This is a genomic window from Streptomyces sp. NPDC023541 (assembly GCF_055559995.1).
This window is the reverse complement of sequence record NZ_JBVHJO010000022.1, coordinates 72551-95446: the sequence shown is the minus strand read 5'-3', so window position 1 is coordinate 95446 and position 22896 is coordinate 72551. Positions and strand designations below refer to the sequence as shown.

Here is a 22896-nt window from a genome sequence, read left to right as displayed (position 1 = left end):
TCACGCGGACGTGGTCCCGTTCGACAGCGACCGTTCCCAAAGGCGCGCCTGTCTGCCCCTTCTTGCACTTCCGGGTGCAGCCCGGCATCACCCCAAGCATGTGGCGAGGTACTCGCGAACGTTGTTGATCTTGCTCTCGGTGTCGACGATGTTGGAGACGTACGGCATGACGCCGAACTTCCTGCCGGGCTACCTATGCCCGTGTAGTCCTCGAACTCCGGCAACAGGTTCAGGAACTAGAACTTGCCGCCGTCGTGCGCGTCCGCGAGAGATGTGATGCGGGCGTGCTGCGCATCGTCCGCAGCTTCGGCGCGGTAGCCAGGATTTAGCCGAGCCAGACCAGGACGTCCGCCTTTCGTCGTCCTTCATGCCGGCAGGCTGCCCGACTCGACGTGGACGTGCGGCCGCCGGCCCCCGCGAGACAGGTCGGTGCAGCGGACCCCGCCGCCGGGGTGCCATTCCAACACCGGCCCCACAGCGTCGCCGTGCTCGGGGCACCAGGAGACGGGGACCACGCCGCCGCAGTCGTACCGCCTGCACACGCACCCCTCGCCCGGACCCGCGTACGCGATCCCGTGGCGGACCACCCCGCCCGCCGGCCCTGACGCGGCGGTGCCGCGCAGGCCGGCTGGCCATGCCAGCGTCAGGCGCAGGCCCCCCGATCCCGACCGGAACCGTTCGATCACCCGCACCTCTCCCGGCACCGCCAACGGGCCGGTACCGGGCGCGGTCAGCCGGCGCAGCGACGCCCCGAACTCCCCCCCCCCCCCGGCCAGGGCGGCCAGCGCGTCGGCGTCCTCGTCGGTGGACCAGCCGGACAACGTGTCTTCGCCGGCCGCGTCGTCGGCCAGGGACAGCCACGGGTCATCGAGGCGGAACCGGTGCGTGGCGCCTTTGGCCCCGGCCAGCACCAGGGCGGCGATCGTCGGCCCCACAGGTACTTCGATCTTGTCGTGGGCGAGGAGCCAGGCCACGACCGCGCGGCGGTCGAACTGCGGGTGCACGTCCGTACCGGCCACCGGGTCGGGGAAGTCTGGGTGCCGGCGGCGCCAGTGCACCACCGAGGCCCGGCCCACCCTGGCGATCCGCGCCACCGCCGCCAACAACACCCGGTCACCACCCGGGTCGGCCGGGTCGAGAGCGGCGAGCGGGGAGCGGCGGCCGGCGCGGATGGTGCGCACGGCCCGCCAGTCCACGGACGGGCGGACCACCTCCAGGAGCGCGACGTCCCGGGCGTCGTACAGGGGGACCGTGGTCACCCCGCCGTGGTGCTTGTAGTCGATGTCCACGGAGCCGATCGGGGCCAGCCACCCGAGCCGCACCACCTGGTCGAAGTCGGTACGGCGCACGCCGAGGCGCACCGCGGCCTGGTCCGGGCCGAGGGGGACGTGCTTGTCGAGGAGGGCGGGCAGGTCCCGGCGGCGGCAGAGCGCGGCCACCTGGTCCGGGTGGACGACAGGGAACCGGGGCTCCCCGCCGAGGTAGACCAGGAGGCCGGCCTTGACGAGGTGGCCGACAGCCGAGGCAGTCACCCGCGGCCGAAGGACCGGGAGCGGCACCCCGAGGGCCTCCGTCAACCGGTCCGCCGCCCACCCCGCCCCCACCGGGCCCCGCAGCGCGGCGCGGACCGCTTCCGGGTCGGCGGCCTCCACCACCGCACGCGACCAACGGCCCGGCCCGACGTCCGCCGCCGGGACCAGACCCGAACCCGTCGCCCACCGCCACGCCGCCAGCGGCACCCGCAGCCAGCCCGCCGCCTCGGACTCGCCGAACACCTCACGCATCACACGCCCCACGGAACACACCCCGATCCACACCACAGCGACCCGACCACCGGACCGCGCCCGAAACATGCCGAAAGATCCCGATTGGTGTCAATAGTCGTAATTCCGGGGCGAGTTGGAGACGCACTGCACAAGCCGCCTACGCGTACGCGAGGACGATGTTCACTCGTTCGGCTGATTTGAATGGGCAGGCCAAGACGTGCGTCGGCGCGGGCCGCCAGCGGTAGCGATCCGCGCCGTTTCTGCTGGTGAGCTGTGGACTCCGTGACGAGCGCGCAGGGGCGGGGGCACCGCGTGCGGCGCGCCCCCTCGGCTCTTGTGCCGGGCGTCGTCAACGGCGGCGCAGGAGTACCGCGATCAGAACAGCCGCGAGCGGGCCGGCGACTGCCGCGACGGCCATGACGGGCTTGGCCAGATTCGGGTGCGCAGCAACTGCGTATCCGACGACGCCCAGGAGCACGACGACGACGAGGGCCAGGAGCAGCAGGACAAGCGGGTCTGCGCCCGGGTTTCCCGCGGGCGGCTGCTGCGCTGGAGTCTGGGGCTCGGGCTGCGGCTGGGGCTGGTGCTGTGGGGTGTTGGCGGGCATAGGGGTTCCCTCCCGTGAGGGCCCGCGGGCGGTCCGCGGGCGGCAGCTCACGGTCGGATCCGCGAGCCGGTTTCAGCCTCGTGGAGCTGGTGATCTTGCGGGAGAGGGCACGGATGTTACATCTCAGCCGGCGTGGATCCGACCGCCGCGGCAAGGCGTTCCAGAGGGGGGTATCGCCTGCGTGACAATCGGGCAATCGCGCTGGTGGATGGCGCATTTCCGGATGAGGGGCAGGCGATGGGAGCACGCGAGGGGAAGGCCGTGTCCGCGTACGCGGCTGCACTGCGAAAGGCCTTGGACGGCTACCTCGCCGACGGCGGCACCCAGAAGGATCTCGCCAAAGCCATCGGCACATCCCCGACCAGCGTCACGCGGCACCTGCAGGGGAAGCGGATCACCCCGCGGAAGCAGCTGCGTGCCATCAAGGCCTACCTCGAAGCGCAGGGCTTCCCCTGCCCCGACGAGGTCTGGGCCGAGCTAGAGGATCTGTGCGGCCAGGCACACCTCGCCAGCGATTGCCCCATCGTCCAGCGTGACCATCTCGAGGAAGAGCTGGCTCGCGCGTGCGCCGAGCACCAGCAGGCCCGGTGGATCGCCGAAAAGCAGCTGCACGGGCTGGAACAGCGGGCGGACCGCCTCGCCGAAGACCTCCGGCAGGTCCTGGCCCGCGCGCAGCGCGCGGAGCGTACACGCCGGATCCTCCAGGCGCGTGTGAGCGTGCAGGACCAGAAGCTCCTTAAAGCCACGTGCTACATCCACAACGTCGAAGCCGAGCTCGCACACCACAAGGAGCAGGCCAGCCTCCTCGGTACGGAGAACGCCGTCCTGGGCGAGCAGAACCGGCGGCTCGTCGAGGAGCAGGCCGCCGTTCCCGCCCCGGCAACGCAGGACAGCCATGCGGACGCGCCGCAGTACGTCTACATCCCGGTTCCTGGGCTCGCCGTTGAGACAGCGACGGCGGCCGCGGAAAGTACCAGGGCGGCAAGCTCTCCCCAGTGGCCCGGTCCTCCGCAGGAACTGCCGAGCGTCAGGCCGACCGAGGTGTACGGGACGACGGCTCCCTGTCCCGAGCAAGATCAGTACGGGTACGAGTCGTACGGCTCTGTGTACTCGCACCCCGAGCAGCTCTCCTACGACGCACTGTTTGCGTACAACACCACGAGCACCCAGCCCGCCCCGCAGGGCTACCACGACGACGCGGCCACGCACCCCTACCGGCAATCCGACCCATACGGCTACGAAGCCTGGGCGGCTGCCTTCTACGCCACGAGCTCCTATGACGTCCGGGGTTACGAAGGGCAGGCCGCTGCCCTTGCCCCGGTGGACGCCGAACCGCCCTTGGACACCTCGACCACCTCGCCCGAGCGGCTCCCTCACCGGGTGGACGGAGGGGAGCGGCCGACCCAGGCCCGGGCGAACAACAACGCTGCTCCCCTGCGGTCCAGGGCGGGAGCAGTACCGACTCTTGCACTCCTCGCCGTCCTCGTCGGCACCCGCCTGCTGTGAGCTGCGGCGCCCCCGCGGGGGGGCCTGGCTCGTCAGCGCGGCCGCCCGCCGTACAGCCGGGGCGGCGCGGTGTCGGGCCGGTCAGAGCCGGGGTGGTGGCGGAGACGTCGGCTGCGGGTGATGAGGGAGCAGCCCCGGCCGGCCGGGGGGCCGGTCGAGGCGCGCCGCGGCCGGCGGGGGGACTGCCACCAGCCGCGCCTTTTCCGCCAGCGCACGTTGAGAACGGTTCCTCTGGCTGCTGCTCGCAGCTGCTGGAGCGGCGGCCAGAAGAGCAGCCGTTACTTGGTTCCGATGCCGATTGCGGGCCACGGAAACAGGTCGAAGACCAGCAGAACCGACCAGACCAGGTGGACGGCGCCGGCCAGGACCCATGCGGGCGTATTCGCCATCGTCACCAGCCGCAAGCCCCCGTACAGCGGCGCGAGGCAGAACGGAAGCCCGACAGCCACGTCGGCAAGCCGCGCGGTGCCCGCCTCATGTGAGGCGGCTGCGCGCTGTCCGATCAAGTACATGAGGACGCTCATCCCCAGCAAGATCATCCCCACCGTGAACTTGAACTCCGGGTACGTCCTGCGCATTGCGCGGGTGAACCGGCGCCAGGCTCTGGCGTATGCGGAAAGGGTCTCCGCTAATGGCGTCTTGAAGTAATGCCTGAACCAGAGGTCCGCCGGTGCCGGAGCGCGCACCATGGATGCGCCGACGGCCGTGGTGGGTGTCGCCGTTTTGAACTCCACCAGCCCGAGCCAGAGGGCCGCCCGGGTGCCCCACCAGAGGTCCCGGGTGGCCGGAGCTGCGCGTGTTGCGTCAGCTGCTTCGCTCCGGGGTCCCGATCGCGGGGCCCGGGATTGCGGTGATCGCGTTGGAGTGTCCGGGGCGGTCTGCTCTGCGTCACTGCTGGTGAGAGGCTTGTCCAACACCAATTTGGACACGAGTTGGACGCTGTCCGGGGAGTCGGGGACACCGAAGGCGGCCTCGTCGTGGCCGGTGGGGTGCTCCGCGGTCTGCGAGACGGCCTGCTCGGTGTTGGACAGCGGTTGGACAGGGTTCTCGGCGACGAGGAGTTCCTGTGGTGCGGCGTCGTCGGGGCTCGTGGGGGTGGGTTGGAGGTCTTCCTCGATGAGCGCCTCGTCGTGCAGGCCTTCGGCGGTGATGTGCTCCAGGCGCGCTTCGAAGTCGGAGTCGTCCACCGCCTCGGCGGTTCCGGTGCGGACCGGTTCGAGGGAGCCGGGGGCGACGACCACGAAATCCTGTGCCTCGCGTTCCAGCCGGCTGATCTCCTCCTGCGCGACAAGGGCTTCGGCCATCCAGAACTCCTGCTGCTCCTCCGCCGTCATCCGGCGGGTGCGGGCCCGCTCCTGCTGCACGTGGACCCGGCTGAGGCGCTCCTTGGCCTGCCCGAGCTGTCGCTCCACCCGGGCCCGCTCGCGATCTCCGCCGAGCTTCAGCTGAAGCTCGGCGTTCTCCAGCCGGCTCTGGGTGTAGGCGAGCATGGGCCGCAGCTCGGCGAGGTGCTTCTCCGCGTTCGCGGCGAGCGCCTGGTACTTGATGACCTGCTGGAGTGCGTCGTCGCGCCGCTGGTGCTGGCGCACCAGCTCACCGCCACCCGGTGACCGGCCGGTGTGACGTTCGGCGGCGGCCGCGTTCCACAACTCGAGCGCCTGGACCGAAGCGGTGCTCCGGCTGATGCCGGGCGAGGTGAAGGCCTCCACCAGCTTCCCGAGCAGGGGCTTGGGGATGAGCTGCGCGCCGTTGAGATAGTTGCCCCAACTGGAGCTGCTCCTGCCGAACCGGTCGGCCAGGTCCCGCACCGTTGTACCCCGGGTCAACGCCACCACATACAGGGCGAGCCGGCCGGCCGCCGTCTCCTCGTCGATCTCACGTTGCGGGGACACCGCGCCCCTCTCCCACCCTGCCGTCCAACCCTGACCATCCGTTGACCACGCCCGAACCCCCTCCCACCAGGCACAACGCCTTCTCCTCACCCCATGGACAGTCCCGGTGCGGTGAATCTCTCCCCACCGCAACCGGCTCTGCCACCAGGGGAGAACGCCATGAGCCTGTCCACGCTGTACGCATTCCTGGGCCACGACCTCCTCGGCGACGTCCTCGCCGCCGGCCTCGTCGCCGGAATCGGATACCTAGCCAAGAAGATCCGGAGCAGGGCCCGCAACCGGAACAGCGGAACTCACCAACCCCGTTCGTAGCTGGAAAACAGCACCTGCTGCGTCCACGACGCCACGCTGCCCGGTGACGCCTTCGAGCGTGCCGGGCGGCGGTGTTCGAGCACCACCTCGTCGAGAAGTCCCTCAGAATCGGCCAATCCCCGACAAGGACCGGCCCCAGACCAGCGACAACGCGGGAGCCGGTGGACCGAACCGCTGCCCTCGGAGGCGCTCACATCAGGGGAGGGAAGCCGCACGTGTAGTGGAACGTGTCGTCGTCGTCCGGATCGACGGTGGGGGCGCTCTGCACGCCGCGCGCTGCCAGGAGGATGAGCCCGGTCACGAACAGAAAGACTCCGACGCCGAGGCACCACCCCACCCCGGTTGTCGGGCGGGCTCGCGACACCGGGCCACCGGTGTGCATGAACAGCCCGGTCAGCAGGAGCAGCATGCCGAGTGCGGCGGTGGCCGCGAATGCCCGCTTCAGCCCGTCGGGGCTGTCCGTCGGATCCGGCTCCGGCTGGGCCGCGGCCGACGGCGAAACCGGGTCGATGATGCCGCCGTCGAGCGGGGTTGCGCCCAGGGCAACTTGAGGCCTGCCGGCGTTTTCGCTGTTCTCCTGTGGGGAGGGGTGGCGGTCGAGGACCTGGCCGACGGCATGCAGCGCCGGGGCGAGCATCACGTCCTCGCGATGGGTGTCCTGGCCGGCTTCTGCTGCCGCGAGTTCCACCTGGAGGCCCACCAGGTCCTCGCGCAGCCGGGCGGCTTCCACGCGGATCCGGTCGCGTTCCTGCCGCAGGGAGGTCGCCTCGGTGGCCGAGTCCTCCAGCAGACCGCGGAGGGACTGGATCCTGTTCTCCTGCGTGCGCAGCTCCTGGCGGAGGCGCGCTTCCTCCTCCTTCCGGGCCCGCACCTGCCTCTCGTGTTCGGCTCGCGCCCGGTCGAGCTGGGCGTCGAAGGCGGTTCGGTCGCGTCGGCGGGCGTCCTGTTCCTCTTCGATCAGGGTGTTCAGGCGGGCGGTCTCGCGTTGGTGGTCCTGTCGTTGTGTGCGGAGTGCGTCCTCGGCGGCGGCGAGGGCCAGTCTCGTGGTCTCGTGCCGGGCCAGGAGGTCGTCGTAGTCGGTCTGCTGACGGCGGTGCTCGCCGAGGGCTTCCTCCAGCCGGGCCTGGACGCGGTCGTGGAGGAGGACGGTCTCCTCGTAGGCGTCGGCCATCACCAGGCGTTCGGCGAACGGCGGGTGCGCCTCCCCCAGGGCCGCGGTGTGCAGGCGCAGCGACAGGGCCCTGACCTCCTCGCTCGCTCCGCAGAGCTGGATGATCGCCTCGACCGTGGAACGGTGGGGCAGCCGGTCTCCCGAAAGGTTCTTCGACAGGGCCGAGGCACTCAGGGCCACGCCCGGTGCGACGTGCTTGCTGGCCAGGTCCGCGGCCTCGATCAGGGACCGGAGGTGCGCGACGAGCGCCAGCTTGTGCGGTCGGTTCTTGAAGACCTCGGGCTTCAAGGGGTTGAGCGGTCGGCGGGCCGGCCGGGTCTCTGCGCCGTCGGCTGCCTTGCCGCCGGTTCCCTCCTCGGCAACACCCGTCATGGCCGTTCCCCCCAATTGACAGTTGCGGAAAGAAGATCGTTGCCCTTGGCGCACCGGCTGCCACGACATGACTCTCGGACCACACCCCGCCGCGCTGCCGCTCCAGCGGCGCGCACCGGGGGGGGTGACGTCCTATGACCTTCCATGTCCTGAGGAGAACCATCGTGCCGAGCAGTCGTGCCCCGCGTGGCCGCTTTCCCGTAGATCTCGCCGTATTCCTGGCGATCCTGACCACCGGCGTCGTCCTCATCCTCGTCGGCCGTGTCTCCCCCGAAGCCCTCGCCGGCTACGCCTCCGCCCTCGCAGGCCTCTACGCGGCCTGGCACCACCGTCCGAGCGGCGGAGAGTCCCGGCGGACCCCACCCGAGAGGCCGCCCGCATCCGAGCGGTAGACACCGCCGCCCCGCCCCCGGACGGGTCCTTGGTGCGGGAGGGTCCGCACCGGCCCGATCGGGCAGACCTGCGGCGGCCCGAGGAGCGGCTGGACCCGAGCGCGGCGGTCATCCCTTCAGTGGATTCCCATACGCGGCCGGGCCGAGCTGGGCAGCCTGGACGTCGCGGTTCGGCCGATGGGCGGCCGACCGGACTGCCGGAAGCAGGTGATCGTGGTGGACAGGGTCCTCAACACGCTGAAGGCCGCGCACGAAGGGTCGGTGGGGGTGCTGCTTGATGACGGCACCGAGCCCGGCCCCGTCTACTACGACGTGGGCAGCGGCGCGCACGTGCCGTCAACGACGGAGTGGCACGCCTATGACGGCCGGTTCAACCGGCCCCGTGCCGCCGCCTTGCGGGGCAGCTGCACGTGCGGGTGGCGGGGGATGGCCGAGTACCCGCTCGACTGGACCGTCCTGCCTCCGGACCGGCCGTTGTATGAGGCGAATGTCGACCTCTCCGGGCCGATCGCGGACTACGGCGCCCACCTGTCTGTGATCCGGGACGCCGCCGTGCAGCTGCCCGCGGAACTGACCGGGATCCTCACCGAGCTGGTCCGCCAGCTCGGCGTCCTCGCCGGCGAGGAGCCGCTGGTGGCGTTGAAGGCGCTCGCGGACCTGCGGCACGTCATCGCCGAATTGGGCCAGGACGCGGCCTACGAACTCACCGCCCAGCAGGTGCCGATCGAGAAGATCGCGACCGGGCTCGGCACCAGCGAGACCGCGGCCCGCACCTACCTCAACAGCTACCTCCACCACTGATCCCGCCCCGGCCGGCCCGGTCCATCACCAGCGGCAACGTCCCGGCCGCGCCGTGGAAGCGCTGGTCTATACGGGCAGGGCCAGTCGGGGACCGAGGCGGAAACGCATCTCGCTGGCCGCGTAGCGGATCTCCTCGGAGTACGTGTCGTCCTCCAGCACCCCGAGAAGCACCATCAGGGCCCGGGCCTCGTCCCCGCTGATCAGCTTCAGGCGGGGCTCGGTCGCCCCGTCGAGGAGCACGTCCAACATTTCGTCCATGCAGACACCAACGCCCGGCTGCACGCCGGAGTCACTTGGTCGGCAGCCGGGCCTTGGTGCCTCACAGGATGTCGCCCCGTGCGATGGGGGCTGGCGGGGAGGCTGGCCCGGTGCCCGTCTGGCGGTTGGGTGGTGAGGTGCGTCAGCCGCTGCGGTTCTTGCAGCGCGCCGACTGGCTCGGCGCGGGGGTCGGTGTCGGGGTGGCGGACGGGCTCGGCGTCGGCGACACCTCCGGTGTCGGGGAGGCATCCGGCCTCGGCGACTCCCCCGTCGTGGAGGTGGTGGACGGCGTCGGGAAGCCGCGGAGCAGCGGATGCCCGGCGGGAACAGTGATCCAGGCGGCCGGCTCGGCAGCGAACGCCACCGGCCGGACGCTCCCGAGGTCGTGGAACGAGACAGCGTCGGCGTTCAGCCCGGCGGCCTGGGTACGGCCGTCCCTGCAGCCGCTGGGTGTCCCGGTGAAGGAGTCGCCCACCAGAATCGTGGCCACCGCCACGACGACAACCCCCAGCCCCACGGCCGCGGGGCGTAACCCGGGCACCCTGCCCAGGCCCGCCAGCAACCCGACGCGTACAACTCTGCTGCCGGAAAGTCGGGCTTCGGACCTGTCCAGCGTGGTGGCGGCCGTCGTCTCGCGTGCCCGGTCGAGGAGCTCGTCGGCGTCGCGGCGGGCCCGCGCGCGGATGTCCTCGGCATCGGCGTGCGCGCTCGTACGGATCCGTTCGGCTTCCGCGTGCGCTTCCGTGCGCAGGGCCTCGGCGTCACGGCCGGCGTCGTCGTGGACCTGGCGGGCCGCGGCCCGCACCCTTCTGTTCGCGGCCTGGGCCCGGCGCTGGAGCAGCTTGGCGTCCTGCCAGTGCCCGCGCCACTGCTGAACGAGGGCGGCGTCGGCGCGGAACCTCGCGGCGGCCGGCTTGTCCAGGCCGCTGGGGGTGGTGACGACCCGGAGGTATTCCAGGAGCGCCTCAAGGGTTGGCAGTCGCTTGCCGGTAAGCATTTCGTTCAGGCCGGTCGTGGTCAGGCGCGGCCGCACCGACGCGGCGGCGACCGTGGCGTAGGAGGGGGTCCCGCCGGATATGTGGACCAGGTTCAGCTTCTCGGCGAAAGCGTGCAGCGCGGCCTCGTAGGCGTCGATCGCCTCACGGTCCTGCTGCTCGACCCCGGGTGCTTCGGTTGCCATCAAACCCCCCTGCCTGTGCGGAAAAGCCACGCTAGAGGGCGGTGAAGCCGTACGTATGCGGATTGCGCCGAACACTCCCGGCCGCGTCCCCGCGTCCGAAACCGCTCCGGTCCCCGACGGCAGAAACACAAGATCATCCGGGTCCGGGCGGGCCCGTACGGATCACTGGGAACCAGGGCCGCGGGGCGCTCTGCTGGAGTCATGACCAGCACCGGCAGCACCCCGCAGACGCCCAACACCAATCCCGATCCCGCCCAGCTCCCGGCCAACCGCGACCCGGCAGCCGGGGAGCGGCGCGTCCCCGACGCCGTGGTCCTGCTCGCGCTCCTCGCCACCTGCGCCGGCATCTACCTCACCGTCGGCGAAGCCGGCTTCGCCGGCGTCATCAGCGCCGTCGCCGCCCTCTACGGCACCTGGCGCGCACGCCGATGAACCCGACCGACAGCCTCGACACAGGCCCTGGTTCAGAAGACGACGGCCACGCGCTCGCCGACCGCGACAGCCGCACGCCGACAACCCGCCCGCACGGCGGCCAAGTCCGCCCGTACGTCCGACCCCCGCCGCTCGCCGGCGGCCACAGCCGCCCGATCGGCTGCCGCGTGCAGTTCGGCCCGCGCGGCCGCACCATCACCGGGGAGCACCGTGACCTCGGCCGCGTCCGCGACCGTCGCCACCAGCCGCGCCAGCTCCGCCGGACCGGACAACGTCCCGTGGACGTGAACGCCGAGCACCCTGGGCGCCCACCCTGCCAGGGCGCCCCGGATCTGCTCACACAGCCCGGCGATCCCCGCGTGCGGGCCGTCGGGCGCTATACCGGCGCTCATCTCCCCATGGTCACCGCCACCACCGACAACACGCCTCGGCCCGGCCTCGACCGCCCCGCTACGGGGCGGGGGTGAATTCCACGTCGGTGCCGCCGCAGCCGGCTGCGATGTCCAGCAGCCGGTCCCGCTCCATCTCGTCGACCGCGAGGCCCCAGCGGAGTTTCGTCGCGGTCCACTCGGCGCCGTACCGGCACAACGCGTCCGGCGCCGGCGGCAGCCACTCCGCCGGGTCCTGGTCCGCCTTGCTTCGGTTCGAGCGTGCCGTCACCGCGACCAGGGAGGCGGGCTGGCCCTGGTCGTTGGCGTACGCCTCACGCCGCGCGGGCGTCCATTCCGCCGCCCCGGCCGGCGGGGAGCGTCATTCGAACCGAGCGGTATTCCTGGCGGGCCTCCGTACCTGTGCGCCCGCGAGCATACTTCTCGATCGGTGGGGCAGCAGGGCCAGCCGCTAGCGACCTGGTCGACGCCGACGGCCGGCTGCACGGCATCGCCCCCGGCGTGCTCGTGGACGGCGACGACATCGGCAAGTGTGGCTCCAGCAGTAGAAGCAGCCGGCCACCTGGGCACGGCTCCTGCCTGAGCAGCAGACACGGCTGACCGCACTGGGCGTGGAGCCCGCCCAGGCACCGCCACCGGCCCCGGGGGGCCGGGCGTACTGACGAAGGGGAGGCCGAGCAAGACGCAGCAGGCATTCCACCGGAGCCTGACGGCCCTTGCGCAGTGGGTGGGGTGGGAAGGCGCCGACCGGCCGTACCCCGACCCCCATGCCGCGGAGATCACGGTCGAGGCCGAGGCCCCTGCTCCTCGCCCGTCTCGGCGACGAGAAGGCCGCCACCGAGGCGCAGGACCAGGCCCTCACGGAACTCCCCACGAGCCTGCCGCGCTTCGCCACCCACTTGGAGCTCCACCGCGGCCTGATGCTCGCCCGGTCCGGCGACCGGGTCGGCGGTGTCGCGCACGCCACCGCAGCGATGGATGCCCTGCCGCCGGAGGAGCACAGCCTGACCCTGCGGATGCTGGTCAACGAGATCCGGGCCTGACCGGCCCCCGGCGCATCCGAGGGTGCGTCGGGACCGCCCGCGGCCGACCCGCGCAGCGGACCGGTCACGGTGTCGCGGCGGTGCTCGTACTCCTGGCAGCGGGCCGGCGGATGCGGCCGGAAGACCCCGCCCAGGTTCGGAGGATTCTTGTCGCATCGCGGGTGAGTCGCATACGTTGACCTGCATGTACAGGGGGATGGAGCTAGCGGGCCGCTACCGGCTCGAGAGCCGGTTGGGGCGCGGCGGCATGGGCGAGGTGTGGGCGGCGTCCGATCTGAGGCTGCGCCGTACCGTCGCGATCAAGATGGTGCTCACCTCCCATCTGCGTGACGACCGGCTCGCTGCCCAGGTCCTGGCCCGTTTCCGCCGTGAGGGCGAAGCAGCCGCCCGGCTGAACCACCGCAACATCGCCGTCGTCCACGACCTGGGCGAGCACCAGGAGACGAGCGCCGACGGGTGCGTGGAAGTCGCTCCGTTCCTCGTCATGGAGTTCCTGGAAGGGCGTGATCTCGCGACGGTCCTGCGCGAGGACCACCCCGGCGGGCTCCCCCTGGAGCAGGTAGTGGAGTACGGCGCCCAGGTGTGCGACGGGCTGGCCGCCGCCCACACGCGGAACATCGTCCACCGCGACATCAAGCCGGCCAACCTCATGCTGCTCGACGACGGCACCGTCAAGATCTGCGACTTCGGGATCGCCCAGGTCCAGGACGGCACGATCGGCCTGACCATGACCGGAGCGCTGCTCGGCAGCCCTCAGTACATGGCTCCCGAGCAGCTCAGCGGACAGACACCGACGCACTCGTCCGACCTGTACGCCCTGGGCGTCAGCCTCTACGAGCTCCTCACCGGGCGCCCCCTGTTCACCGCGGACTCCGCGTACGCCGTCATCGCCATGCATCTGTCCACCATTCCCGAACCGCCCAGCACCCACCAGCCGGCAATCCCGCCCGACATCGACAACCTCATCACCTCCCTTATTGCCAAAGACCCCGCCGGCCGTCCCCTCACCGCCAAGGACGTCGCTGCACGCCTGCGCACCGCCCATCTCGCACCGGGGCCCACCCCCGTGCCGGCAGCGGAGGCATCGGAAACCGACGAGCAGCGCCACAGACGGGCCGCCGAAGCCGGAGACTTTGACGCCATGTTCAGCCTCGCGCGGCTGCTGAAAGAGGCTGACCGCATCGACGAGGCGGAAACCTGGTACCGGAAGGCCACCGACGCCGGACACATCAGCGCCATGAACAACCTCGGCGTGCTGCTGGAGGACGCCGGCCGCACCAACGAGGCAGAAACCTGGTACCGAAAAGCCACCGAGACCGGGCACACCGGTGCCATGACCAACCTCGGACTGCTGCTGGAGGACGCCGGCCGCACCAACGAGGCAGAAACCTGGTACCGAAAAGCCACCGACGCCGGACACACCGAAGCCATGAACAACCTCGGCGTGCTGCTGGAGGACGCCGGCCGCACCAACGAGGCAGAAACCTGGTACCGAAAAGCCACCGACGCCGGACACACCGAAGCCATGATCAACCTCGGACTGCTGCTGCAGAACACTGGCCGCGAGACCGAGGCAGAAGCCTGGTACCAGCGCGCCGCCGACGCCGGACACACCAACGCCATGATCAACCTCGGACTGCTGCTGCAGAACACTGGCCGCGAGACCGAGGCGGAACCCTGGTACCAGCGCGCCGCCGACGCCGGACACACCAACGCCATGAACGACCTCGGACTGCTGCTGCAGAACACTGGCCGCGAGACCGAGGCGGAACCCTGGTACCAGCGCGCCGCCGACGCCGGAAACACCAACGCCATGAACAACCTCGGACTGCTGCTGCAGAACACTGGCCGCGAGACCGAGGCGCAACCCTGGTACCAGCGCGCCGCCGACGCCGGAAACACCAGAGCCATGGCCAACCTCGGGGTGCTGCTGGTAAACACTGGCCGCGAGACCGAGGCGCAACCCTGGTACCAGCGCGCCGCCGACGCCGGAAACACCAGAGCCATGAACAACCTCGGGGTGCTGCTGGTAGACACTGGCCGCGAGACCGAGGCGGAACCCTGGTACCAGCGCGCCGCCGACGCCGGACACCCCGAAGCCATGAACAACCTCGCACTGCTGCTGGTAAACACCGGCCGCGAGACCGAGGCAGAGGCCTGGTTCCAGCGCGCCGCCAACACCGGACACACCAACGCCATGAACAACCTCGCAGTGCTGCTGCGGAACACTGGCCGCGAGACCGAGGCAGAAGCCTGGTACCAGCGCGCCGCCAGCACCCCGGACGGTGAAATCCGGGCCTGACCGGCCCCGGCTCATCCGAGGGTGCGCCAGGACCACCCGCAGCCGACGAGCCCCTACGCGCTTGCCGCCCTGCCGCGCGCGAGCTGCCCGCAGCCCAGGCCGCCGCCCGCGTGCCACATCCAGCACCGGGAGCGCCTCGCCGCCGTGTTCGTCGCACCACAGGACCGGGTCCAGTCCGCCGCAGCCATGCCGCGCGCACACGCAGTCCTCGCCGGTCCTCGTCTGCGGGACGCCGTGGCGGACCACACCACCGCCGGTTGGCGAGGCGGTGCCGCGCAGGCGGGCCGGCCATTCCAGCGTGATGCGCAGCCCGCCCGACCCCGAGCGGAACCGGTCGGTCACCCGGACGTCCCCGAGCACCGCGAGGGGGCCTGCAGCCGGTGCGGTGAGCCGGGTGAGTGTGGCTCCGACATACCCGGCCGCCCGGGCGGCCAGCGCGTCGGCGTCCGGATCGTCGGCGACCCAGCCCGACAGTCGGTCGGTGCCCTCGATGTCGTCGGCGAGGCCGAGCCACGGGGCATCCAGGCGGAACCGGCCTGTAGCGCCCCCGGGCGGGCTGCCGGGGAGCCGATACCGGGCATGCGAAAGGGCCGTCGCCCAAGGGGTGACGGCCCGGATGGCGGACTACGGGTAGCCGAAGGCCGACAAGAGACCGATGCCTGGTGCTGTTACCTGTTCTGTGCGGTCAGGAGCAGCATCAAGGCCTTGGAGTTGGTGGTCCCGAGCCCGGCGGCCACCGTCTCGGCGGACACGCCGTCTTCCGCCAGCGCGCCCGCGGCTTCCCGCCCGACGCGGGTGGCGATCCGCTCCAGCACCCCGACGGCGCGCAGCGCAGCCAGGGGTGTGTCCGCGGTCCTGGCGGTCAGCTGCTCGGTGATCTCGGCGAGGAGGGCGGCCAGGGGCTCGGGCAGTGGTACCGCGTTGTCGCGGACGAGGGACAGGTGCGCAGTCCAGTCCGCAAGCGGCCCGGCGAGGTCGACGTCCACCGCGTACAGCGGCCGGTCTCCGGCCGTCGCCCGGCCCAGCGGGTACTCGGCGGCGCCGCGCCATCCGCACGCGCACCCCGCCCGGAGCGCCTCGGCACGCGGGCGGCCGGCCCGGCCGTCGTAGGCCGACCAGTGCGAGGTCGACGGCACGTCCGAGCCGCTCCCGACGTCGAAGTACACCGGCCCCGGCTCACCACCACCGACAAGGACACCCACCACGCCCGCGTGCGCGTCCCCGAACTCCACCGTCCACCAGTCCCACTCCACCAGCACACCACCCTCCCCCGCACATTCCCGCCGACCACCCTGCCCCGCACGCACGACCACCCACACCCCCGCCGGCCCAACAACGCACGTAGTTGGCCAGGCACAGCAAAGGGCCGCCACCTGTCGAGGTGGCGGCCCTCGCCCCCGGCTGCCCTACGGGGCGGGGGTGAACTCCACGTCGGTGCCGCCGCAGCCGGCCGCGATGTCCAGCAGCCGGTCCCGCTCCATCTCGTCGACCGCGAGGCCCCAACGGAGCTTCGTCGCGGTCCACTCCGCGCCGTACCGGCACAGCGCGTCCGGCGCCGGGGGCAGCCACTCCGCCGGGTCCTGGTCCGCCTTGCTGCGGTTCGAGCGGGCTGTCACCGCCACCAGGGAGGCGGGCTGGCCCTGGTCGTTCGCGTACGCCTCCCGACGCGCGGGCGTCCATTCCGCCGCTCCAGAATCCCAGGCCTCGGCGAGCGGGACCATGTGGTCGATGTCGAGCGCACCGGCTGGCGTGACCTCCCGCTCGTCGTAGTACGACCACCACACCCCGCCCGTCAGGGTGCAGCCCGGGCCGATCTCCGGGTACACGATCGCCTCGGCCAGAAGGACTTCGGCGCGGGTGTTGCAGCCGTCTGCCGGAACGTCGCCGGCGTTCCAGTGCCGGAAGGAGGTGCGCTGGTAGCCGGTCCGGTCCTCCACCGCGAGCGGGAGCGCGGAGACCGCGACCCCGATCGGCAAGACCTGCGGCACAACTGCGGCCGGAGCGGCCGGGGGTCCGCTCGCCTGGGCGGGGGCCGGGAAGGAAAGAGCCATTGCGAGGGCAGCGGCTGCCGCAGCAGCGGACCGCTTCATGATCATCATGGGCCGGTTCTACCGGCATCCACGCCGTCAGCGACAGGCCGCGCGGACCCGATTCACCCGCCCGCGCACGGCGGTTCACCGGTGAAACGCCACTGCACACCCGCTGCCCTCTCTACAGCAGTACGGGCCGCCGCCCGGTGGGGCGACGGCCCGTGCTCGCGGCCGGTCAGCGGCGGTGGCCGCCTGGTCCGGCTACGGGTGGGTCCTCGCGCAGGCTCTCGGCATGGGTGCCGCCTGCGCGCGGGGGTTAGCGGCGGCGACCCCAGGACTCGGTGTCGACCGTGCGGCCGCGGTCGTCGCGCAGGGTGGCGGTGTCGGAGCGGTTGTCCCAGACGTAGTCGCGGCGGTCCTGGAAGAGGTCGGTGCGGGTGTCGCGGCCGTTGCCGGTGTGGATGCGGATGGTGTCGCGGCCGCCGATGCGGACGTTGTCGAAGCGGTAGCGGTTGCCGTCGCTGTCGCGCAGGGTCCACCCGCGGAGGTTGATCGGGTTGCGGGTGGTGTTGCGGATCTCCACCCACTCCGCGTTCAGGGAGCGGTTCGAGCGGTCCTCGCGTCCGGGGCTGTCGGCCTGGACCCGGCTGATCTCCACCCGCGGGTGCCGCTGGTGGTGGCGGTCGCCGTCGTGCGCGGCCGCCGGCAGTGCGGCGGCGGAGACGATGGCGCCCGCGGCCAGGACCGTGGCAGCGATACGGCGTACGGAGGAAGAAGCAGAAGACATGGGTGGCGCTCCCTCAAGAACAGCGCTCCACCAGCCGAAACAGGTCGGTGAAGGCCTTTGCGGTGTCGGCCCGGTTGAGCCGAGGACCCACACTCTCGACCCGACACGACCCCCGCGGCAGCCCCCGCCGACGCCGGTTACCAGACACGGACATATCCGTCACAGTCGACTTCCGGATGCACGCATTCCGCCCGAGCGTGCCCCTGGCATTCACAGACCGTTACACCGATCCACCTCGGAAGCCGCAACTCCGGTTCACACGCTCCGGCGCACCACGGGGCGCACTTCCCCGCCGCATCACCCGGCCGGGCCAGTGGATCAAGTAACAGCCGTTCTGCAGACTTCTTCGCACTCTTGTGCTCAATTAGCGCATGTGTCACGCACTGCGGCAGGCTCACCGCACATCGCGGGGCATGTCTCGTACCGCTTTCGGTGGACCCCCGTACGCCAGCCCCCGGGGCACGGCAGCCTGAGTCACAGGCCCGGCCTGCGGGTCGGCCGGCCGCGTACACGCCGGGGAGGGGATGGCCGTCATGGACAGGGTGCTGGGGGCGTTGGCAGCCGCACACGAGGGGACGGTGGGGGTACTGCTGGCCGCCGGAAGCGAGCCGGGCCCCGTCTACTTCGACGTCGGCAGCGGCCTGAACATGCCGTCGTCGACCAAGTGGCACGCCTACGACGGCCGCCGCGGCCGCCCCCGGGCCGCTCTCCTGAGGGGCAGCTGCTCGTGCGGATGGCGGGGTGCTGCTGAGTACCCGCTCGACTGGACCGCGCTCCCCGCCGACACACCGCTCTACGAGGCGGATGTCGACCTGTCCGGGCCGATCGCGGACTACGAGGCGCACCTGTCGGTCATCCGCGACGGAGCCGTTCCCCTCCCCGAGGGACTCGCCCGGCTTCTGGCCGAACTCGTGCGGCAGCTCTGCGACCTGGCCACCGAGGAGCCGCTAGTCGCGTGGAAGGCCCTGGCCGACCTGCGGCACGCCATCACCTTGACTGGCCAGGAGGCGGCATACGAGATCGCCGACCGGGGCGTGCCGATCGAAGACGTGGCTTCAGCCCTCGGCACAAGCGCAGCCGCAGCCCGTACCTACCTCAACGACTACCTTCACCCCTGACCTGCCGCCGCGCGGACACGGCGCAGATCCATGGCTTTGTCCCCGCACTTCCTTCTCGCACTGCGGTCCGCACGACCGATGGGGGTCGCCTTGCAGGGCGGGCACGACAGGCGGACGACCTGAGGGGAGATCACATTGGGTCGGGTCCGCCAGCTCCGGTTCGCGTGTTCGTAGACGTAGCAGTGATCACAAGCAAGATCGCATCCGCCGTGCACCTTCAGGACGAACTCGCGAAAAGACAATCTGAACGAGGCGCTGTCGGAGGACGACAGGAGGAGGGCCCATGTTGTCAATGTGACCTGCGCCACAGTCAGCCGGTGTTAGCCTTAATAGGCATCAAGGGCTGGGAAAGCCGCCACTATTGGGCTGACTCGACCCGTGTGGAGAGCAGTCTCCGCACATGAGAAAACCGCCCGGCACCTGGCGACCAACCTTGACCGGACGGCTTCTCGGTTACAACTAGCAGTGAGTTACAGCGGCCCCACCTTCCTGGTGCGGGCCGTTCTGCGTTTCGGAGATGACTCCTCCGGCGACAAGGCCGGCGATGATGGCGGCAGCGAGCAGCGTGCCCACAACCGTCCCCACCCCCTCGGCCATGCCGTTGAGGAAGCTTCCCCCGAGCCGCTTCGGCCCGCTCTCGTTCTTGGATTCGACCGACCGCTCCGTTCCGGAGTTCTCCGGCTCGGGCGGCTCCTCCTTCGGCTTGTGGCCAAGGGGGTCCGGTGTATCCGACATGCGGTCTCCTTCGGGTGGACCTGGGAAGCCCAGGCGCCAGAAGCAACGCGCTCCTGGTCTTCCTCGGCCATCCGTGGAGATGTCATAACTCTACCTGGGCGGGCAGGCGTTGCCGGGAACACGAAGGGCCGGGTACACGCCGACTCCGGATCAAAGTTCACGACTGGACGGCAAGTTGACCGCCTTGGCCCCGCATGAAGTATCCGGAAAAAAATCCTCAGCCCATGCTCGATATACAGAAGGTGAAGCAAAGGCCATAGATGGCGCAGGTTTGCGGCCAGGCCGTGAACTCGGTATCGGCCCTGGTCAGATGGGGGCCGGCCTAGCCACACTCGATCACCGCCGCGTTGGAGGCGGCCGGGTCGCGTCGACCGCGCCGGGGAACGCGGTCTCGCTGGAACCCGAGCGGAACCGGCCGCCACCTCCGTAGAGCAGATCCGTGACGCCGTCGAGCAGCCCTTCGCCGCCGACCAGCGGCGTCCTGAACGTGCTCGGCGCCCGCCGGCGGTCCAAGACCGATCTCTACGGGGCGGGCGTGAACTCCACGTCCGTGCCGCCGCAGCCGGCCGCGATGTCGAGCAGCCGGTCGCGCTCCGCCTCATCGACCGCGAGGCCCCACCGGAGTTTCGTCGCGGTCCACTCGGCGCCGTACCGGCACAGCGCGTCCGCGGACGGCGGCAGCCACTCCGCCGGGTCCTGGTCCGCCTTGCTCCGGTTCGAGCGGGCCGTCACCGCCACCAGCGATGTCGGCTGTCCCTGGTCGTTCGCGTATGCCTCCCGCCGAGCAGGCGTCCACGACGACGCCCCGGAGTCCCAGGCCTCGGCGAGCGGGACCATGTGGTCGATGTCGAGCGCGCCGGCCGGGGTGACTTCGCGGTCGTCGTAGGTCGTAGTACGACCACCACACGCCCCCGGTCAGGGTGCAGCCCGGTCCGATCTCCGGGTACACGATCGCCTCGGCCAGGAGGACCTCGGCGCGGGTGTTGCAGCCGTCGGCCGGAACATCGCCCGCGTTCCAGTGCCGGAACGAGGTGCGCTGATAGCCGGTCCGGTCCTCCACCGCCAGCGGCAGGGCCAACACCGCGACCCCGATCGGCAGGACCTGCGGCACGACGGCAGCCGCCGGGCCCAGGGCCGGGGCATCAGGTTGTGCCGCCGCGTGGGCGGGCGTGGGCAGGGACAGGGCGAGTGCGAACGCGGCGGCCGCGACAGCGGACCGCTTCATGATCATCATGGGGCGGTTGTACCGGCCCCCGCACCATCAGCAACAGGCCCTATGGACCGGGTTCACCCGCCCGAGCGCGCCGGTTCACCGACGAAACGCCACTGCACACTCCCGCGTAGGTCACCCGGCGGCCGCGGTCGGTCCCTCGCCGCATCGGGGTACGTCCGCCGCACCCACATCCAGGCGCAGCCGCTGGAACCGGAGCGGGTGGCGGAATACGCCGCCGTGGTCGATGGCGCGGTCGGCGCTGACCTCGGCGACGAGGGCGGGGTGGACGAGGGTGGTGTCGAGGACGTCGCGGCTCCCCCACGTCGCCGAGAACTTCGCCCCCGTCCACGGATGTCCGGGCGCGGCCGCGGTGAGCTGCTCGGCGACCTGCCGGGCGGCGTCCGGGCGCAGCGGTACGGTCCGGCCGACCGCGCGGAGGCGGCCGTGGGTGTCGTGGCGGCCGAGGACGAGAAGCTGCGGACGGGTCAGGGTACCGGTGATCGCCCCGACGATCGCCTCCGTGGTGTCCCGTCTTCTGATCTTGGTCCAGCCCCGGTAACCGGGTAGGTAGCGGCCGTTCAGGGGCTTGACCAGGATCCCCTCCACCCCGGAAACCTCCGTCCAGGACTCCAGCCACTCCCGCGCCTTGGCCAGGTCCGTCGTCTGCGGGACCAGCGTCCACGGGGCCGTGAGGGCATGGTCGGAGAACAGGTTCTCCAGTAGGGCGCGCCGCTCGACGTACGGGCGGGCGAGGAGCTCCTGGCCGTCGTGCTGCAAGAGGTCGAAGGCGACGAAGTAGGCCAGCCACCGCGCGGCGAGGGTCCGGGCGCCGCGGGCGCGGGCGGCGGCCCGGCGCTGCAACGCCTCGAACGACAGCCGGTTCTCTTCGGTATCCCAGACGACCAGTTCGCCGCACCAGCGCCCCGCGCCGGGTCTGCACCACCACCGTGCCGCCCGGGCCAGCGGCGGTGAAGAGGAGCGCCCGGTGGCCGTCCAGCTTCTGCTCGTACGCCACCCCCGCCCGCAAAGCGGCCGGGCCCGGCACGGCCTCCGCGGCCTGCGCCAGCATCGGCTCCACCGGCGGCCTCAGCGTCACCAGGGTCTCCCTCAGCGGTTGCCGGCCCCTCTTCCAGGGTCGGCCACGCCCGGCGTATGCGGCTCTGCAGGCCGGTGGTCGCGTCATCCATCCGAGGGGCGTCACGGGGCCGTCAGGGGCGCCCTGCCGGGCGGGTGCGGGACGGTGACGGCATGCGCCGCTGGTCCCTGCCCCTGCTCCTTACCGCGCTGCTCGCGGCCTCGGGATGCGTCACCGTCCACCCCGTCCCTACCCGGCCCGCCGAGGCCTCGCCCGTCGCGGTCTCGGAGGACCACAAGCACCCCGTCGGCCCTCGGCCCGCACGGCCGGACACGGGGGCGGCGCTGCCCCTCTCCCCCATGCCCGAGTCTGCGGCCGCGCCTCCGGCCGGCGCCGTTCCCGAGGCCGGCCGTGCTCCCGCGCCGGCCCGTCCCGCGCCCGCGGCCCGAAAGGCTTCCGGCGAGACTCAGCCCGCCCGGCGGGCTCCCGACCTCAGGGCCGAAGGCCCGGTACGGCTGCGCCGGACGACCCCGCCCCGGCCTGCCGTACGCCCCGCCGCCAAACCCAAGCCCAGGAAGGTGAAGCGGCCGAACCGTACGCCCGCACCCCACCGTCCGGTCCGAGCCCCAGCGGCGGGGACTGCGGACATGGCGGAGCTGTGCCGCGCCGCACACGGCGTCACCAGCCCTGCCGTGGCCGCGCTCTGCCACCAGACCTACGGCCGATGATCGGAACGTGGCGTTCGCGGAGAAAATCGAACACGTGTTTTACTGGGGATGTAAGACCACCGTTCCGCTTCCCCGAGAACCTGATCACGCTCCAAAGGGCGTGGCAGCAGACGTACGCCGAGCTCGCGCAGGCTCCCGCCGGGGCCGGTACGACCGCGCTGCGGCGCCGGCTGATCGTCCTCTCCGGAACCTTGTGCACCCACCCCTACTGGGCGGCTCCCGCCGCCTGGCGGGCCGGCAGCGCCGAGCTGCGGCGCGCCGCCCGCACCCTCACCTCCGCCCCGGCGGAAAGGGAGGCAGCAGCATGAGCGAGCAGACCACCACCAAGCCCCGCCCGCAGGTCGTCACCTGGGCTCCCAGCCAGACCGGCCCCTGCGCCCGGTGCCACACCTCGACGTGCCGCTACGGGGTGGGTGGGAACCCGCTCTGCACGTCGTGCCGGCAGGCCCGGCAGAAGCAGTTCACCCGCCCCTGACCGTGACCGAACCCCCGCCACCACCTGCACCGATCGCGCTGCTCCTTCCCGACGGACAGGCCATCGAGCGGGTACGGCTCTACGAGCGCCAGCAGCTCGACTCCGGACTGTGGATGTACCGCATCGGCGTCCCCCTCTGGCAGACAGCCGCCGGGGGCGGAGTCGAGCCGGCCGAGTACGGCACGTGGGTCACCGCCGAGCAGCTGCGCCCGCTGCCCGGGGTCGACCTCGATCGCATCCCGGCCCACCGCCGTACCCGTGCCTGGCGCCGGCCCGGTGGGCGTGGCTGCTCGACGGCCGCGTCCACGGACG

Annotated in this window: 21 protein-coding genes and 3 pseudogenes; 10 read left to right on the top strand and 14 right to left on the bottom strand. The window is 71.5% G+C overall.

Going from position 1 to position 22896, the window contains the following annotated elements; all coding sequences use genetic code 11:
- Window positions 1-365: 365 nt before the first annotated feature.
- On the bottom strand, window positions 366-1796 hold the full coding sequence (locus ACZ3X1_RS33800; protein ID WP_467282866.1) for a hypothetical protein: 1431 nt from the start codon (window positions 1794-1796) through the stop codon (window positions 366-368).
- Between the two features lie 319 nt (window positions 1797-2115).
- The gene (locus ACZ3X1_RS33795) at window positions 2116-2373 is read right to left on the bottom strand and encodes a hypothetical protein (RefSeq protein ID WP_467282865.1); all 258 of its coding nucleotides are present in this window, start codon (window positions 2371-2373) and stop codon (window positions 2116-2118) included.
- Window positions 2374-2610: 237 nt separating this feature from the next.
- On the opposite strand from ACZ3X1_RS33795, the gene ACZ3X1_RS33790 reads away from it, so the two are divergent.
- On the top strand, window positions 2611-3879 hold the full coding sequence (locus tag ACZ3X1_RS33790; RefSeq protein WP_467282863.1) for a hypothetical protein: 1269 nt from the start codon (window positions 2611-2613) through the stop codon (window positions 3877-3879).
- Window positions 3880-4157: 278 nt separating this feature from the next.
- Here ACZ3X1_RS33790 and ACZ3X1_RS33785 read toward each other — a convergent pair whose 3' ends face one another.
- The gene (locus tag ACZ3X1_RS33785) at window positions 4158-5771 is read right to left on the bottom strand and encodes a hypothetical protein (RefSeq protein ID WP_467282860.1); all 1614 of its coding nucleotides are present in this window, start codon (window positions 5769-5771) and stop codon (window positions 4158-4160) included.
- 159 nt (window positions 5772-5930) lie between these two features.
- On the opposite strand from ACZ3X1_RS33785, the gene ACZ3X1_RS33780 reads away from it, so the two are divergent.
- Complete coding sequence (locus ACZ3X1_RS33780) at window positions 5931-6083, top strand: hypothetical protein (RefSeq protein ID WP_467282858.1); 153 nt, start codon at window positions 5931-5933, stop codon at window positions 6081-6083.
- A 190-nt stretch (window positions 6084-6273) separates the two neighbouring features.
- On the opposite strand, the gene ACZ3X1_RS33775 is transcribed toward ACZ3X1_RS33780, so the two are convergent.
- The gene (locus tag ACZ3X1_RS33775; protein ID WP_467282856.1) at window positions 6274-7626 is read right to left on the bottom strand and encodes a hypothetical protein; all 1353 of its coding nucleotides are present in this window, start codon (window positions 7624-7626) and stop codon (window positions 6274-6276) included.
- Window positions 7627-7790: 164 nt separating this feature from the next.
- On the opposite strand from ACZ3X1_RS33775, the gene ACZ3X1_RS33770 reads away from it, so the two are divergent.
- Both ACZ3X1_RS33770 and ACZ3X1_RS33765 read left to right on the top strand, forming a co-directional pair.
- Entirely contained in the window at window positions 7791-8018 is a 228-nt protein-coding gene (locus ACZ3X1_RS33770; RefSeq protein WP_467282854.1) for a hypothetical protein, read from the top strand.
- 213 nt (window positions 8019-8231) lie between these two features.
- A complete protein-coding gene (locus ACZ3X1_RS33765; RefSeq protein WP_467282852.1) occupies window positions 8232-8819 on the top strand; it encodes a hypothetical protein in 588 nt (195 codons plus the stop codon).
- A gap of 66 nt (window positions 8820-8885) precedes the next feature.
- On the opposite strand, the gene ACZ3X1_RS33760 is transcribed toward ACZ3X1_RS33765, so the two are convergent.
- Both ACZ3X1_RS33760 and ACZ3X1_RS33755 read right to left on the bottom strand, forming a co-directional pair.
- Complete coding sequence (locus tag ACZ3X1_RS33760) at window positions 8886-9077, bottom strand: hypothetical protein (RefSeq protein WP_467282849.1); 192 nt, start codon at window positions 9075-9077, stop codon at window positions 8886-8888.
- Window positions 9078-9219: 142 nt separating this feature from the next.
- Entirely contained in the window at window positions 9220-10257 is a 1038-nt protein-coding gene (locus ACZ3X1_RS33755; protein ID WP_467282846.1) for an ATP synthase F0 subunit B, read from the bottom strand.
- A 201-nt stretch (window positions 10258-10458) separates the two neighbouring features.
- Between ACZ3X1_RS33755 and ACZ3X1_RS33750 the strand changes: the two genes are divergently transcribed.
- Window positions 10459-10689 carry a hypothetical protein gene (locus ACZ3X1_RS33750; protein WP_467282843.1) on the top strand — a complete coding sequence of 77 codons (231 nt, stop codon included), beginning with the start codon at window positions 10459-10461 and terminating at the stop codon, window positions 10687-10689.
- Window positions 10690-10721: 32 nt separating this feature from the next.
- Here ACZ3X1_RS33750 and ACZ3X1_RS33745 read toward each other — a convergent pair whose 3' ends face one another.
- Both ACZ3X1_RS33745 and ACZ3X1_RS33740 read right to left on the bottom strand, forming a co-directional pair.
- Entirely contained in the window at window positions 10722-11081 is a 360-nt protein-coding gene (locus tag ACZ3X1_RS33745; protein WP_467282841.1) for a hypothetical protein, read from the bottom strand.
- Between the two features lie 58 nt (window positions 11082-11139).
- Window positions 11140-11427, bottom strand: a pseudogene (locus ACZ3X1_RS33740) (HNH endonuclease); the annotation flags it as partial.
- Between the two features lie 451 nt (window positions 11428-11878).
- Between ACZ3X1_RS33740 and ACZ3X1_RS33735 the strand changes: the two are divergent.
- Together ACZ3X1_RS33735 and ACZ3X1_RS33730 are read left to right on the top strand one after the other, a co-directional pair.
- Window positions 11879-12121, top strand: a pseudogene (locus ACZ3X1_RS33735) (XRE family transcriptional regulator); the annotation flags it as partial.
- Window positions 12122-12305: 184 nt separating this feature from the next.
- A complete protein-coding gene (locus tag ACZ3X1_RS33730; protein ID WP_467282839.1) occupies window positions 12306-14423 on the top strand; it encodes a tetratricopeptide repeat protein in 2118 nt (705 codons plus the stop codon).
- A gap of 668 nt (window positions 14424-15091) precedes the next feature.
- Here ACZ3X1_RS33730 and ACZ3X1_RS33725 read toward each other — a convergent pair.
- The 3 genes from ACZ3X1_RS33725 to ACZ3X1_RS33715 all read right to left on the bottom strand — a co-directional run bounded on the left by ACZ3X1_RS33725 (window position 15092) and on the right by ACZ3X1_RS33715 (window position 17240).
- A complete protein-coding gene (locus ACZ3X1_RS33725; RefSeq protein WP_467282837.1) occupies window positions 15092-15682 on the bottom strand; it encodes a hypothetical protein in 591 nt (196 codons plus the stop codon).
- Window positions 15683-15829: 147 nt separating this feature from the next.
- Window positions 15830-16513 (bottom strand): HNH endonuclease family protein, encoded by a 684-nt coding sequence (locus tag ACZ3X1_RS33720; RefSeq protein WP_467282892.1) that lies wholly within the window; start codon window positions 16511-16513, stop codon window positions 15830-15832.
- Between the two features lie 256 nt (window positions 16514-16769).
- The gene (locus tag ACZ3X1_RS33715) at window positions 16770-17240 is read right to left on the bottom strand and encodes a lamin tail domain-containing protein (RefSeq protein ID WP_467282834.1); all 471 of its coding nucleotides are present in this window, start codon (window positions 17238-17240) and stop codon (window positions 16770-16772) included.
- A 533-nt stretch (window positions 17241-17773) separates the two neighbouring features.
- On the opposite strand from ACZ3X1_RS33715, the gene ACZ3X1_RS33710 reads away from it, so the two are divergent.
- Complete coding sequence (locus ACZ3X1_RS33710; RefSeq protein ID WP_467282832.1) at window positions 17774-18358, top strand: hypothetical protein; 585 nt, start codon at window positions 17774-17776, stop codon at window positions 18356-18358.
- Between the two features lie 459 nt (window positions 18359-18817).
- Here ACZ3X1_RS33710 and ACZ3X1_RS33705 read toward each other — a convergent pair whose 3' ends face one another.
- From ACZ3X1_RS33705 to ACZ3X1_RS33695, 3 genes and pseudogenes are all read right to left on the bottom strand, one after another.
- Window positions 18818-19093 carry a hypothetical protein gene (locus ACZ3X1_RS33705; protein ID WP_467282830.1) on the bottom strand — a complete coding sequence of 92 codons (276 nt, stop codon included), beginning with the start codon at window positions 19091-19093 and terminating at the stop codon, window positions 18818-18820.
- A gap of 522 nt (window positions 19094-19615) precedes the next feature.
- Window positions 19616-20318, bottom strand: a pseudogene (locus ACZ3X1_RS33700) (HNH endonuclease family protein).
- Between the two features lie 120 nt (window positions 20319-20438).
- A complete protein-coding gene (locus ACZ3X1_RS33695) occupies window positions 20439-21167 on the bottom strand; it encodes an ATP-dependent DNA ligase (protein WP_467282828.1) in 729 nt (242 codons plus the stop codon).
- A gap of 938 nt (window positions 21168-22105) precedes the next feature.
- Here ACZ3X1_RS33695 and ACZ3X1_RS33690 point away from each other — a divergent pair.
- Both ACZ3X1_RS33690 and ACZ3X1_RS33685 read left to right on the top strand, forming a co-directional pair.
- The gene (locus tag ACZ3X1_RS33690; RefSeq protein WP_467282826.1) at window positions 22106-22417 is read left to right on the top strand and encodes a hypothetical protein; all 312 of its coding nucleotides are present in this window, start codon (window positions 22106-22108) and stop codon (window positions 22415-22417) included.
- The gene (locus ACZ3X1_RS33685) at window positions 22414-22584 is read left to right on the top strand and encodes a hypothetical protein (protein ID WP_467282824.1); all 171 of its coding nucleotides are present in this window, start codon (window positions 22414-22416) and stop codon (window positions 22582-22584) included. The genes ACZ3X1_RS33690 and ACZ3X1_RS33685 overlap by 4 nt, the downstream gene beginning before the upstream one ends.
- Window positions 22585-22896: the final 312 nt, after the last annotated feature.

Bases quoted from the DNA above. Each gene is read 5' to 3' on its own strand.
- ACZ3X1_RS33705 (WP_467282830.1), bottom strand. From the start codon at position 19,093: ATGTCGGATACACCGGACCCCCTTGGCCACAAGCCGAAGGAGGAGCCG.
- ACZ3X1_RS33710 (WP_467282832.1), top strand. From the start codon at position 17,774: ATGGACAGGGTGCTGGGGGCGTTGGCAGCCGCACACGAGGGGACGGTG.
- ACZ3X1_RS33720 (WP_467282892.1), bottom strand. From the start codon at position 16,513: ATGAAGCGGTCCGCTGCTGCGGCAGCCGCTGCCCTCGCAATGGCTCTT.
- ACZ3X1_RS33730 (WP_467282839.1), top strand. From the start codon at position 12,306: ATGTACAGGGGGATGGAGCTAGCGGGCCGCTACCGGCTCGAGAGCCGG.
- ACZ3X1_RS33795 (WP_467282865.1), bottom strand. From the start codon at position 2,373: ATGCCCGCCAACACCCCACAGCACCAGCCCCAGCCGCAGCCCGAGCCC.
- ACZ3X1_RS33745 (WP_467282841.1), bottom strand. From the start codon at position 11,081: ATGAGCGCCGGTATAGCGCCCGACGGCCCGCACGCGGGGATCGCCGGG.
- ACZ3X1_RS33760 (WP_467282849.1), bottom strand. From the start codon at position 9,077: ATGGACGAAATGTTGGACGTGCTCCTCGACGGGGCGACCGAGCCCCGC.
- ACZ3X1_RS33775 (WP_467282856.1), bottom strand. From the start codon at position 7,626: ATGACGGGTGTTGCCGAGGAGGGAACCGGCGGCAAGGCAGCCGACGGC.
- ACZ3X1_RS33750 (WP_467282843.1), top strand. From the start codon at position 10,459: ATGACCAGCACCGGCAGCACCCCGCAGACGCCCAACACCAATCCCGAT.
- ACZ3X1_RS33780 (WP_467282858.1), top strand. From the start codon at position 5,931: ATGAGCCTGTCCACGCTGTACGCATTCCTGGGCCACGACCTCCTCGGC.
- ACZ3X1_RS33790 (WP_467282863.1), top strand. From the start codon at position 2,611: ATGGGAGCACGCGAGGGGAAGGCCGTGTCCGCGTACGCGGCTGCACTG.
- ACZ3X1_RS33755 (WP_467282846.1), bottom strand. From the start codon at position 10,257: ATGGCAACCGAAGCACCCGGGGTCGAGCAGCAGGACCGTGAGGCGATC.
- ACZ3X1_RS33685 (WP_467282824.1), top strand. From the start codon at position 22,414: ATGAGCGAGCAGACCACCACCAAGCCCCGCCCGCAGGTCGTCACCTGG.
- ACZ3X1_RS33690 (WP_467282826.1), top strand. From the start codon at position 22,106: ATGATCGGAACGTGGCGTTCGCGGAGAAAATCGAACACGTGTTTTACT.
- ACZ3X1_RS33715 (WP_467282834.1), bottom strand. From the start codon at position 17,240: ATGTCTTCTGCTTCTTCCTCCGTACGCCGTATCGCTGCCACGGTCCTG.